Raw genomic sequence first — 11,955 nt, 5'->3', positions numbered from 1 at the left:
CGTACCGCACCAGGCTCGCGCCGTTCCTGCCGTGGTCGAGGCAGACGAGCACCCGATCGCCGGCCGCCCAGGGGCCGGAAATCGCATGCGCCTGCATATGGTTCAAAAGCTGCTCGTCAACCCGTTGGGCGGTGCGGCGGAGCGCCAGTTCGCGCAGTGCCGTCAGGTTGCCGGGCGAAAAGTAGTTCTCGATCGCGCGCCGCGCCGTCTGCGGCACATAGACCTTGCCGTCGTTCAGCCGCTTGATGAGGTCGTCGGGGGTAATATCGATGATCTCGACGTCGTCGGCCCGGTCGATGATGCTGTCCGGCACCGTCTCGCGCACCCGGACACGGGTGATCTGTGCCACCACGTCGTTCAGGCTCTCGACATGCTGGATGTTGAGCGTCGAATAGACGTCGATACCTTGGCTGAGGATTTCCTGCACATCCATGTAGCGCTTCGGATGGCGGCTGCCGGCGGCGTTGGTATGAGCAAGTTCGTCGACCAGAACGAGCGCCGGACGGCGCGCGAGAATAGCGTCGAGGTCCATTTCATCGAGCTGCTGGCCGCGATAATCGATCGCCTTGCGGGGCACGATCTCGAAGCCCTCGACCAGCGCCTCGGTCTCCTGGCGGCCATGGGTTTCGACCACGCCGATCACCACGTCGAGACCGTCCGCCCTGCGGGCGCGGCCGGACATCAGCATCTCGTAGGTCTTGCCGACGCCGGGCGCAGCGCCCAGGAAAATCTTCAGCCGCCCGCGCGCCTCACGCTCGGCATGCTCCAGAAGCGCATCCGGCGAAGGCCTGTTCTCACTCTCGCGACTGTCGTCGGGCATGCGGTTTGGTCTTTCGTGTCGGTGGGTGACACCCCCTCACCCGGCCTCCGCTACGCTCGGCCACCCTCTCCCCGAGGGGAGAGGAGGACCGGAAACGCCGCGGCATAACTTTCTTCTCCCCGGCGGGGAGAAGGTGGCCCGAAGGGTCGGATGAGGGGGCGACGCAGCTTGCTACTTCATCGAGTCATAGGAGCATCAATCGCCATATTCAACGCAAGCACATTGACCACAGGTTCGCCGAGAAAACCGAGTTCGCGGCTTTCGACATGAGCCTCGACGAGCGCGCGGACCGCAGCCTCATCCATGTTGCGGGCCTTGGCGACGCGCGGCACCTGGAAGAGCGCGGCTTCCGGCGAGATATGTGGGTCGAGGCCGCTGCCGGAGGCCGTGACGAGGTCGATCGGCACCTCCGCGTTCGGGTTGGTCGCCCTGGCGGCTTCGTAGTCCGTCTTCACCCGGTCGATCAGCTTGGCGCTGGTCGGGCCGAGGTTGGAACCGGAGGACGAGGCGGCGTTGTAACCGTCGCCGGCAGCCGACGGACGACCGTGGAAGTACTGGTCGCCGGTGAATGCCTGGCCGATCAGCGCCGAGCCGACAACAGTTCCGTCCTTCTCGACCAGGCTGCCATTTGCCTGGACCGGGAAAACGGCCTGGGCGATGCCGGTCATGGCGAAGGGGTAGATCAGGCCTGTAATGGCCGTGGTAGCGACGATCATGACGATCGCAGGGCGAAGTTGCTTGAACATTGTCATTTCTCCGAAAAGCGTTTTCAAGCGAAGTGGATGCCGGTTCGCGTGAAGAAACCGCGTAAAATTTAAGCGAGACCGATCGCGGTGATGAACATGTCGATCGCTTTGATGCCGATGAAGGGAACGAGGATGCCGCCGAGACCATAGACGAGCAGATTGCGGGAAAGCAGCGCGCCGGCGCCGATAGCCCGGTATTTGACGCCCTTCAGCGACAGCGGGATCAACGCGATGATGATCAGCGCATTGAAGATGATCGCCGACAGGATGGCGCTTTGCGGCGTGGCGAGCCCCATGATGTTCAGCACGCCGAGCTGCGGGTAGAAGGTCAGGAACATCGCCGGGATGATGGCGAAATACTTGGCAATATCGTTGGCGATCGAAAAGGTGGTTAGCGCGCCGCGGGTCATCAGCAGCTGCTTGCCAATCTCGACGATCTCGATGAGTTTCGTCGGGTCCGAGTCGAGGTCGACCATGTTGCCGGCCTCGCGGGCGGCGACCGTGCCGGTGTTCATGGCGACGCCGACATCGGCCTGGGCGAGTGCAGGCGCATCGTTGGTACCGTCGCCGCACATGGCGACGAGCTTACCCTTGGCCTGTTCCTCGCGGATCAGCGTCAGCTTGTTCTCAGGCGTCGCCTGGGCAAGGAAGTCGTCGACGCCCGCTTCGGCGGCGATCGCTGCGGCCGTCATCGGGTTGTCGCCGGTGATCATCACGGTGCGGATGCCCATGCGGCGCAGTTCAGCGAAACGCTCGCGGATGCCGCCCTTGACGATGTCCTTCAACTGGACGACGCCGAGCAGCTTGCCGTCACGGGCAACGGCAAGCGGGGTGCCGCCGGCCTTGGCGATTTCGTCGGCGATCGCCTGCAGCTCGCGCACGATATCGGATTGCGGGCTGGCGGCGATCGCCGCATTGCCGGAGACCGGCATTGTGCCCGAGCCGACATAGGCGAGCACTGCATCGACGGCACCCTTGCGGATCTGCGAGCCTTCGAGATCGACGCCGCTCATGCGGGTCTGGGCGGTGAAGGGAACGAATGTCGCCTTCAGGCCTGCCATGTCGCGGCCGCGGATCGCGTATTTCTCCTTGGCGAGCACCACGATGGAACGGCCTTCCGGCGTTTCGTCGGCAAGCGAAGCGAGCTGGGCCGCATCGGCGAGCTCCTGTTCGGAGACCCCGCGGACCGGGCGGAACGAGGTGGCCTGGCGGTTGCCGAGCGTGATCGTGCCGGTCTTGTCGAGCAGCAGCGTGTCGACGTCGCCGGCAGCTTCGACGGCGCGACCGGACATCGCGAGCACGTTGAAGCGGACGAGACGATCCATGCCGGCAATGCCGATCGCCGACAGCAGCGCGCCGATCGTGGTCGGGATCAGCGTCACGAACAGCGCGACGAGGATGATGATCGGGATCGAGCCGCCGGCATAGATCGCAAAGCTCGGGATCGTTGCGGTGGCGAGCACGAAGATCAGCGTCATGCCGGCCAGAAGGATGTTGAGCGCGATCTCGTTCGGCGTCTTCTGGCGCTCGGCGCCCTCGACGAGCGAGATCATCCGGTCGAGGAAGGTCGAGCCGGCAGCGGCCGTGATACGGACGCGGATCCAGTCGGAGAGCACCTGAGTGCCGCCGGTCACGGCCGAGCGGTCGCCGCCGGATTCGCGGATGACCGGGGCGGATTCGCCGGTGATCGCCGCTTCGTTCACAGAGGCGACCCCCTCGATGACTTCGCCATCCGACGGAATGATGTCGCCCGGTTCGACGAGCACGACGTCACCGACTTTCAGGCTCGTACCGGCGACCATCTTGTAGTGGGTGCGGTCGCTGCCCGAAAGCAGCTTGGCCTGGGTTTCGGTGCGGGCCTTGCGCAGCGAATCCGCCTGCGCCTTACCGCGGCCTTCGGCGACCGCTTCGGCGAAATTGGCGAACAAGACGGTGAACCAGAGCCAGATGTTGATCTGGAAGGAGAAACCGAGATTGCCGTTGCCGGCCGCGAGGTCGCGGAGGAAAAGCACGGTGGTGAGGACCGAGACCGTGGCCACGACGAACATGACGGGGTTCCGGGCAAGGGTCCGCGGGTTGAGCTTCTTGAAAGCATCGCCTGCGGCCGGAATGAGTATGCGAGTATCCATGATGCTCGCGGATTTTGCCTGGCTCATAGGAGACTCCAGCTTTGAAAATGAGTTGGCTTGTCAATCGAGGCGACGAAGGGTCGATCAGCCGCGCAAGACTTCGATCACGAGGACAACGGCAAGAATGACCGCCGTCATGATAAAAATTGCATAGGATCCGTAGGGGCTCTGCTTACCCTTGCCTCGCTTTTGCGAGGCAAGGGTGGACTGTCTGCGGAGGGCTTTGCGGATGCTCATGGCATTGCTCCCCTTGGTACCTCAGAAGGTCTGGCCGGCGATCATGACCAGGTGTTCGACGACCGGGCCGAGCGCCAGGGCGGGCATGAAGGTGAGGCCGCCGACGATCAGGATCGTGCCGACCAGCAGGCCGACGAACAACGGACCATCTGTCGGGAAGGTGCCTGCCGAGGCCGGAACCGTCTTCTTGGCGACCAGCGAGCCTGCGATGGCGAGCGCCGGAATGATGACCAGGAAGCGGCCCATCAGCATACCGAGCCCAAGCGTCACGTTGTACCAGGGCGTGTTGCCCGAAAGCCCGCCGAAAGCCGAGCCGTTATTGGCCGCAGCCGACGTATAGGCGTAGAGGATTTCGGAGAAGCCATGCGGGCCGGCGGTGCCGATCGAGGCGACCGCGGACGGCAGCACCGTGGCGATCGCCGTAAAGACCAGCATGGCGAGCGGCAGGCAGAGAACGGCGAGCACGGCCATCTTCATCTCCTTCGCCTCGATCTTTTTGCCGAGATATTCCGGTGTGCGGCCGACCATAAGCCCGGCCACGAAGACTGCGACGATGATGAAGAGGATGATGCCGTAGAAACCCGCGCCGACGCCGCCGACGATGACTTCGCCGAGTTGCATGTTGATGAGCGGGATCAGGCCGCCGAGTGCCGTGAACGAGCCGTGCATGGCATTGACCGCGCCGCAGGAGGCCGCCGTGGTGATGACCGCAAACAGCGACGACAGGGTGACGCCGAAGCGGACTTCCTTGCCTTCCATGTTGCCACCGGCAAGGCCGAACTGGTGCATCAGCGGATTGCCGGCCGCTTCCGCCCAGTAGGTGATACCGACGCCGACGATGAACAGGATGCCCATCGATGCAAGGATCGCCCAGCCCTGGCGCTGGTTGCCGACCATGCGGCCGAAAACGTTGGTCAGGGCGGCACCGATCGCGAAGATCGACAGCATCTGGATGAGGTTGGATATCGCATCCGGATTTTCGAACGGATGGGCGGAGTTGGCGTTGAAGAAACCGCCGCCGTTGGTGCCGAGCATCTTGATGGCAAGCTGCGAGGCGACCGGGCCGAGCGCGATGGTCTGCTTGGCGCCTTCCAGCGTCGTCGCCTCGACATAAGGTCCGAGCGTCTGCGGCACGCCGAGCCAGACGTAGACCAGCGTCAGCATGATGCAGATCGGCAGCAGGATATAGAGCGTGGCGCGGGTCATATCGACCCAGAAGTTGCCGATCGCCTTGCCGGAAGCGCGCGAAAAGGCGCGGATCAGGCCGACGGCGATTGCCATGCCGGTCGCGGCGGAGGCGAAATTCTGCACGTTGAGACCCATCATCTGGGTCAGATAGGACATGGTGCTTTCACCGCCGTAGTTCTGCCAGTTGGTGTTGCTGACGAAACTGACGGCGGTGTTGAAGGAAAGCTCGGGCGGCACCGCAGCCATGCCGGCCGGATTATAGGGCAGGCCGGCCTGCAGCCGCATCATCGCGTAGAGCACGACGACGCCGAACAGGTTGAACATCAGCAGCGAAAAGGCATAGGAAGTCCAATGCTGGTCTTCGCGTTCGCTGGTGCCGGCCATGGCATAAAGTCCCCGTTCGATCGGAACGAGGACAGGTGACAGAAGAGTGCGCTCGCCTGAGAAGACACGCGTCATGTAACCGCCAAGCGGTTTGACGAGCGCGATGATGATCCCGCAATAAAGCAGGATCTGAAGCCATCCGTTGAGGGTCATTTGGGCTTAACTTTCAATACCCGGCAGCTGACGAACGGCGCCGGTTCTCTTTAAAAGCGTTCTTTTCAGAAGCGTTCTGGGCGAATGAGAGCGTAGGTGAGGTAGACGGTGAGGAACACGGTCACGCCGCCGCTCAAGACATAATCGAGGATCATCGGAGCTTCTCCCTTCAAAGCCTGTCGCAGGCGCGGGTATAGGCAAGGCAGAGACCGAAGAAGACGACTGCGGTGCCGAGTAGAATGACGTCCAACATCGATCTGGACTCCTGTTGTTAAGGCGAGGCCGGACAAGGCAAGGGTGCCGTCCCCGAAAGACGGCACTTTGATACTTTGCGGCTTTGGAGATGATCTTTGCGATCTCTCGGACCCTAATATGCGGCGCGAGCGCATAGGGGTTCGAGACGGGGCTCAGGGGAAAGAAATAAAAATCCTATAGGAATTTCACTCGTTCCGGCTGCATCGGTCGCCATCGAAGCCTAGGCGCGATCCAAAAAGGCAGCGACGTCCCACAGGGCCAATTGGAGGGACGATGCGAAGAAATAGGGAATCCATATAAGCATCTGTGATTTTTCATTTGCGCCGCAGCATTCCGGGCGGCATGTTCGAAATCCTCGAACTATAAAAGACTTGGGAAATGGAATTCAGATCATGACAGCAGATGCGATCGTGCTGGGAGCCGGCATTGTCGGCGTTTCGACGGCATTGCAGCTCGCCCGGCGCGGCAAATCGGTGGTGCTCGTCGACCGGAAAGAACCCGGCATGGAGACATCCTACGGCAATGCCGGCCTGATCCAGCGCGAGGGCGTCGTGCCCTATGGCTTTCCCCAGCAGTTCGGCCTGATCCTGCGCTATGCCATGAACAACCGCATCGACGCGCATTTCCACTGGAAGGCCATTCCGTCGGTCACGTCGTTCCTGGCGAAATACTGGTGGCATTCGAACATGACCCGCCACCAGCTGATCGCCCGCGCCTATGCGCCGCTGATCGAGCACTCGATCGCAACCCATAACGAGCTGATCGAGGAAGCCGGAGCCCAGGAGCTGATCGCCAAGAACGGCTGGACGGAGGTGTTCCGCACCCGCGGCAAGCATGACGGCGAGATCGGCGAGGCCGAGCGGCTTCGCAAGGAGTATGGCGTCGCCTTCAAGGAACTTTCGCCGGCCGATATCGCCGAGCAGGAACCCAATCTTTCCAACGATTTCGTCGGCGGTCTGCGCTGGGAAGACCCATGGTCGGTCAAGGATCCGCTGGCGCTGACGCGCGCCTATGTAAAACTGTTCGAAAGCCTCGGCGGCCGGGTGCTGAAGGGCGATGCCAAGAGCCTGTCGCAGACCAAGACCGGCTGGCGGATCGTCGCCGGCGAAGGCACGGTGGAAGCCAAGGACGTGGTGGTGGCGCTTGGCCCCTGGTCCGATACGGTCACAAAGCCGCTCGGCTACAATTTCCTGGTCGGCGTCAAGCGCGGCTACCACATGCACTATTCGGCGAAGGGCAATGCCAAGCTCAACGGCTGGACCATGGATGCGGAGCGCGGCTATTTCCTGGCTCCGATGAACCAGGGCATCCGGTTGACGACGGGCGCGGAATTCGCCCGCCGCGACGCGCCGAAGACACCTGTTCAGCTGGAACGCGCCGAAGCTGTGGCGCGCAGCATCTTCCCGCTCGCTGAGCGGCTCGACCAAGAGCCGTGGATGGGCGCCCGCCCCTGCACGCCGGACATGATGCCCGTCATCGGCAAGGCGCCCCGGCACGACGGCCTGTGGTTCGCCTTCGGTCATGCGCATCACGGCCTGACGCTGGGTCCGGTGACCGGTCAGGTGATTGCCGAGGCGATCACGGGGCAGAAGACATTGATCGACATCTCGGCTTATAGGCCAGAGCGCTTCAACGCCTAGCTCTGTTCGATTGGTCTTGAAGGGGCACGGGCTGTCGGAGCCTGCCCTGTGCGGGACCGATGTCGAATGCGGCGCCTATATTCGGACGGTGTAACATGGCCTTTAGACCCGCAGACAATCCCCGACACACGAATTCCTGGTACGCGGCTTCGGCAAAGGACAAGCGTGTCCGCCCTGCCCTTGACGGGGCGATAGAAGCGGATGTCTGCATCATCGGTGCCGGCTTCACAGGCATTTCCGCGGCGCTGGAACTTGCAGAGCGCGGATATTGCGTCGTGGTGCTGGAGGCGGAGCGCATCGGCTTCGGCGCGTCTGGCCGGAATGGCGGCCAGATCGTCAACGGCTACAGCCGCGACCTCGAAACCATCGCCGGGCGGTATGGCCGCGACAAGGCGGTGCAGCTCGGGGCGATGTCGCTCGAAGGCGGCGAGATCATCCGCAGCCGAGTGGCGAAATACGGGATCGACTGCGACCTGGTGGATGGCGGCTTCTTCGCGGCCTTCACTGACAAGCAGATCCGCGAGATGGCGCATCACAAAGCCGATTGGGAAAGATACGGCCATGGCGGGCTGGAAATGGTTTCGAAAGCCGAGGTCGGACGGTATGTAAAGACCGACCGGTATGCCGGCGGCATGATCGACAGGCTCGGCGGCCACATCCATCCGCTCAATCTCGTGATCGGCGAGGCGGCAGCGTTCGAAAGCCTTGGTGGACGCGTCTTCGAAGGTTCGCGCGTGACCGGCTTAGATGCTGGCGAAAAACCGGTGACGCGAACCGAGAGGGGTTCGGTAAAGGCCTCGTATGTGCTTGTCTGCGGCAATGCCTATCTCTCCCCGCAGTTTCCAGAGATCAGCGGCCGGATGATGCCGGTTTCCAGTCAGGTGATGGCGACGGAACCGCTCGACGCGAGCCTGATCGAAAGCCTGCTGCCGGCGAATTACTGCGTCGAAGACGCCAATTACATTCTCGACTATTACCGGCGGACTGCCGACAACCGGCTGCTCTATGGCGGCGGCATTGGTTACGGCGGAAACGACCCGAGCGATCTCACGGGCGTCATCCGCCCCAATATGCTGAAGACGTTTCCGCAGTTGAAGGGCGTCAAGATCGACTATGCCTGGAGCGGCAATTTTGCGCTTACCCTGACGCGTATCCCGCATATGGGAAAACTGTCGGACAAGGTCTATTTCTCGCACGGCGACAGCGGTCACGGGGTGACCACCACCCATCTGCTCGGCAAAATCCTCGGCGAGGCGGTCGCCGGCCATGCGGAACGCTTCGATATCTGGTCGTCGCTGCCCAACCTTCCCTTTCCGGGCGGGCAGACGTTCCGGGTGCCGCTCACGGTGCTCGGTGCCTGGTGGTATGGGTTGCGCGACCGATTGGGCCTCTGATCAAGGGATCAAAGAGAAATCGGGAAGCTGCCGGTGAAATAATAGGTCGCCTGCGCGCGAATGATCGACTTGAACTGCGCCACGGTCGCAGCGGCTTCGTCTTCGGGAACCATGAGGGCAAGCCGCATGGTAGCGCCCGACAGGTGAAACATCACCAGAAGCGCCTGAGCATAGTTTTCGCGAAGCGGTTCTTCCACGAAGGGCTCGGTGGCCTTGTAGAATACATCAGCCTGAAAGCGGGTCTCGGCAATATCCAGATCAGCAAGCGCTTTGTCCGCCTGGATGGCATTCAGGAGATCTTGGAGCGACGGCCTTTCCCGCATGTTATAGTAGTATAAATCGAAAAGTGCGGCCGGGGCCTGCAAAGCGTCTTCGGCCGTGGCGATCTTTCCAATCTGCTCTGCGACAAAGGAACGAACCTCTTCGACGTAACGCTCGTAGAGCGTTGCGATGATGGCGGACTTGTTCGGGAAATACTGATAGACCGATGCGATAGGCCCCCCGGAAAGGGCGGCTATCTCCTTCATGGTCACTGCGTCTATGCCCTTCTGGCCGATCAGCTGCATCGACACTTTCAGGATCTCATCGATACGCTCGCGGCTCCGCTCCTGTTTCGGCACCCGGCGAAGGGAACCCCGCCCGGATCCTTTCGTCGAATCTGGCATCCGCAAACCGTCTCCTCAAACACCTGTCAACTGCTCCCTGCCGTCGCCGGGAAAATTCCCGGCAAGTCAGGCGGAATTGCTTGAACGCAAAACTGTTACTTATACGGCGCCCGAAGAGCATCGGATCACAATGACTGGTAATTTTTAGAATACTTTCCACGGCGATGCACAAGACAGAACATCGGAGAAAACGAGAGGCTAAATCCTATTATCTATCCTCAAATGAGCCTGGTAATACCATCGAAAGCCTTGCTGACGATGGTATCGACACTTGCGTCGACGTCGACCGTTATCACCCCGGCCTCATGCTCGGGGCTTTCAAGGGTTGCGAGCTGGCTCTGAAGCAACGATGTCGGCATGAAATGGCCGGTACGTGCGCCCATCCGTTGTTCAAGAACCTTGGGGTCGCCCGTGAGAAAGACGAAATAGAGCGTGCCGCCGGCCTCCCGCCGCAAACGATCTCGATAGGTTTGTTTGAGCGCCGAACACGAGACGACCACGCTTTCGCCGCGTCCCCTTGCCGTGGCCAGTTCGTTGCCGACAAGATCGAGCCAGGGCCAGCGGTCGTCGTCGGTCAGCGGAATGCCCTTCGCCATCTTGGCGACATTCGCCTCCGGATGCAGGCGATCACCCTCCACGAACGCGCAGCCGAGACGCGCGGCGAGATGTTCGCCCACCGATGTCTTCCCCGATCCGCTGACACCCATGACGACGATTGCGAGAGGAAACGAGGGTTCGATCGAGGGCATGATTAACTTCCATTGGGACCATGTTCAGGGGCGGGAAAACCGAAATACAGGAGCCGAGGTTAACTTCAGGTTTTCCAATTCTCTTACGGGAACTTTAGAGGGGCTGCGATAAAAGGGCTGAGCTTGAAGCGCATTCTGCACTCACCGAGCTCAACCGGGAACCCACGATCATGCGGCGACTCATCGACAATATTGCGTTACGCCTTTATCATATCCTACGCGATACAGGCGGCAATTTTGCGATAGCCACCGCCCTGGCGATGCCGCTCCTCGTCACGACCGCCGGTGGCGCGATCGATTTTGCCCAGGCCTCGTTCGAGCGCGGCCGGCTGCAGGGCGCCCTTGATGCGGCCTTGCTCAGCGCCGTTGCGAAACCCGATATTGCAAGTCAGCGCCGGGAAGCGCTGCGCTTTCTGACCGATACGGTACCGGAAGACACCGACCTCGACACCGCGCTCATCGTCGCCGGAAATGCGGATGGCAGCCTGACGGGTACCTATGCCCAAGGCGTGCCGACCAATTTCCTCGGTCTGCTCGGCATTCACACCATCGACGTCAAAGTCCAATCCACCGCGATCGCGAACAGGAACCCGAAGCCTTCAGGCGCGTGCATCTACGTGCTCGGCAACACGACGCAGGCCGTCCTGATCAATTCGGGCGCCAACGTGCATTCGGAGAAATGCGGCGTGGAGGTCAGTTCTACCCAGAACCCGGCCTTCATCATGAACAGCGGCGCGACGATCGATACGCCCAGCTTCTGCGTCGCGGGCACCCAGTATATCAAGAACGGCGGGACGCTCAGCAACCTAAAACCCGGCTGCAAGGTATCTGGCGATCCCTATGCCGTCGGCATCGCCGAGCCGACCGTCTCCTCGACCTGCACCACCAGCGGCACAAGGGACGGAGCAGTGCAGGACATGGTCCCAGGCGTCCATTGCGGCACCACCTTCAACGGATCACCGAAGATCACGTTCAAACCCGGCCTCCATATCATCAAGGGCCGGATGATCATCAACTCCGGTTCGACGGTCGTCGCGGACGGGGTGACCTTCTATTTCCCCGATACCGACAGTGAAATCCGCGCCAATGGCGCCCTGAGCTTCACCGCATCGGCGCCGACCAGCGGCACCTACAAAGGCATCCTGATGTTCGAAAAGACCAGCGATGTCGCCAACAACGGCCGCAAGCAACAGTATATCTTCAACGGCTCCAATGGCGAGACGCTCAAGGGAGTCATCCATCTTCCGAACCGTGACGTCGTCTACAATTCGACCACCAATCAGTCGAACCTGATTACGCTGGTGGTCAATACGATGATCATGAACTCCGCCAACTGGCAGATCGAACCCTACACCGGGGCTGACAGCGGGACAGGTTCCGAAATTACATCGGTGCGCCTCGTCAACTGACGCTCAACGCTGCCGGGCTTCCTTGCCCAGCACGACGGGCATGAGCACCGACAGGAACATCAGCCGCAGCACGTGATGCGCGCCGACATAGGTGGGGTCGGCATGCAGCATCACCGCCATCGCCGACATGGTTTCGAGCCCGCCCGGCGCAAAGGCGATCAGCGCCGCGTCGAGCGGCACGCCGGT

The 11,955-nt window shown here is 61.6% G+C and carries 11 protein-coding genes and 1 pseudogene; 3 read left to right on the top strand and 9 right to left on the bottom strand.

Features of this window, described 5'->3' with window-relative positions:
• The 6 genes and pseudogenes from MOV61_RS23800 to kdpF form a co-directional block, all read right to left on the bottom strand.
• Window positions 1-820: pseudogene (locus MOV61_RS23800) on the bottom strand (two-component sensor histidine kinase); the annotation flags it as partial.
• 176 nt (window positions 821-996) lie between these two features.
• On the bottom strand, window positions 997-1,566 hold the full coding sequence (gene kdpC, locus MOV61_RS23795; RefSeq protein WP_247138348.1) for a potassium-transporting ATPase subunit KdpC: 570 nt from the start codon (window positions 1,564-1,566) through the stop codon (window positions 997-999).
• 68 nt (window positions 1,567-1,634) lie between these two features.
• On the bottom strand, window positions 1,635-3,722 hold the full coding sequence (gene kdpB, locus MOV61_RS23790) for a potassium-transporting ATPase subunit KdpB (RefSeq protein WP_247138346.1): 2,088 nt from the start codon (window positions 3,720-3,722) through the stop codon (window positions 1,635-1,637).
• A gap of 57 nt (window positions 3,723-3,779) precedes the next feature.
• Window positions 3,780-3,932: a hypothetical protein gene (locus tag MOV61_RS23785; RefSeq protein ID WP_172729778.1), complete on the bottom strand. Its 153-nt coding sequence runs from the start codon at window positions 3,930-3,932 to the stop codon at window positions 3,780-3,782.
• A 21-nt stretch (window positions 3,933-3,953) separates the two neighbouring features.
• Window positions 3,954-5,657, bottom strand: a complete 1,704-nt coding sequence (gene kdpA, locus MOV61_RS23780) for a potassium-transporting ATPase subunit KdpA (RefSeq protein WP_247138344.1) — start codon at window positions 5,655-5,657, stop codon at window positions 3,954-3,956.
• 65 nt (window positions 5,658-5,722) lie between these two features.
• The gene (gene kdpF / locus MOV61_RS23775) at window positions 5,723-5,812 is read right to left on the bottom strand and encodes a K(+)-transporting ATPase subunit F (RefSeq protein WP_038539975.1); all 90 of its coding nucleotides are present in this window, start codon (window positions 5,810-5,812) and stop codon (window positions 5,723-5,725) included.
• A gap of 492 nt (window positions 5,813-6,304) precedes the next feature.
• Between kdpF and MOV61_RS23770 the strand changes: the two genes are divergently transcribed.
• Entirely contained in the window at window positions 6,305-7,552 is a 1,248-nt protein-coding gene (locus MOV61_RS23770) for an FAD-binding oxidoreductase (RefSeq protein WP_247138342.1), read from the top strand.
• Between the two features lie 95 nt (window positions 7,553-7,647).
• Entirely contained in the window at window positions 7,648-8,946 is a 1,299-nt protein-coding gene (locus MOV61_RS23765; RefSeq protein WP_247138341.1) for an FAD-binding oxidoreductase, read from the top strand.
• A gap of 8 nt (window positions 8,947-8,954) precedes the next feature.
• Here the strand turns inward: MOV61_RS23765 and MOV61_RS23760 are convergent, their stop codons facing one another.
• Both MOV61_RS23760 and MOV61_RS23755 read right to left on the bottom strand, forming a co-directional pair.
• Window positions 8,955-9,611 carry a TetR/AcrR family transcriptional regulator gene (locus MOV61_RS23760; RefSeq protein WP_247033511.1) on the bottom strand — a complete coding sequence of 219 codons (657 nt, stop codon included), beginning with the start codon at window positions 9,609-9,611 and terminating at the stop codon, window positions 8,955-8,957.
• A gap of 218 nt (window positions 9,612-9,829) precedes the next feature.
• Entirely contained in the window at window positions 9,830-10,360 is a 531-nt protein-coding gene (locus MOV61_RS23755) for a gluconokinase (protein ID WP_038539960.1), read from the bottom strand.
• Window positions 10,361-10,530: 170 nt separating this feature from the next.
• Between MOV61_RS23755 and MOV61_RS23750 the strand changes: the two genes are divergently transcribed.
• Window positions 10,531-11,769 (top strand): TadE/TadG family type IV pilus assembly protein, encoded by a 1,239-nt coding sequence (locus tag MOV61_RS23750; protein ID WP_247138340.1) that lies wholly within the window; start codon window positions 10,531-10,533, stop codon window positions 11,767-11,769.
• A gap of 3 nt (window positions 11,770-11,772) precedes the next feature.
• On the opposite strand, the gene MOV61_RS23745 is transcribed toward MOV61_RS23750, so the two are convergent.
• On the bottom strand, window positions 11,773-11,955 hold a 183-nt coding region (locus MOV61_RS23745), incomplete at its 5' end, for an AbrB family transcriptional regulator (protein WP_247138339.1).

Origin of the sequence: Neorhizobium sp. BETTINA12A (assembly GCF_023006485.1) — a bacterium.
GTDB lineage: Bacteria > Pseudomonadota > Alphaproteobacteria > Rhizobiales > Rhizobiaceae > Neorhizobium.
The sequence above is the reverse complement of the archived record's forward strand: the minus strand, read 5'-3'. Positions and strand labels throughout refer to the sequence as shown.

Excerpts from the sequence above, each read along its gene's own strand:
- kdpC (WP_247138348.1), bottom strand. The coding sequence starts at position 1,566 with ATGTTCAAGCAACTTCGCCCTGCGATCGTCATGATCGTCGCTACCACG.
- kdpB (WP_247138346.1), bottom strand. The coding sequence starts at position 3,722 with ATGAGCCAGGCAAAATCCGCGAGCATCATGGATACTCGCATACTCATT.
- MOV61_RS23785 (WP_172729778.1), bottom strand. The coding sequence starts at position 3,932 with ATGAGCATCCGCAAAGCCCTCCGCAGACAGTCCACCCTTGCCTCGCAA.
- kdpA (WP_247138344.1), bottom strand. The coding sequence starts at position 5,657 with ATGACCCTCAACGGATGGCTTCAGATCCTGCTTTATTGCGGGATCATC.
- kdpF (WP_038539975.1), bottom strand. The coding sequence starts at position 5,812 with ATGATCCTCGATTATGTCTTGAGCGGCGGCGTGACCGTGTTCCTCACC.
- MOV61_RS23770 (WP_247138342.1), top strand. The coding sequence starts at position 6,305 with ATGACAGCAGATGCGATCGTGCTGGGAGCCGGCATTGTCGGCGTTTCG.
- MOV61_RS23765 (WP_247138341.1), top strand. The coding sequence starts at position 7,648 with ATGGCCTTTAGACCCGCAGACAATCCCCGACACACGAATTCCTGGTAC.
- MOV61_RS23760 (WP_247033511.1), bottom strand. The coding sequence starts at position 9,611 with ATGCCAGATTCGACGAAAGGATCCGGGCGGGGTTCCCTTCGCCGGGTG.
- MOV61_RS23755 (WP_038539960.1), bottom strand. The coding sequence starts at position 10,360 with ATGCCCTCGATCGAACCCTCGTTTCCTCTCGCAATCGTCGTCATGGGT.
- MOV61_RS23750 (WP_247138340.1), top strand. The coding sequence starts at position 10,531 with ATGCGGCGACTCATCGACAATATTGCGTTACGCCTTTATCATATCCTA.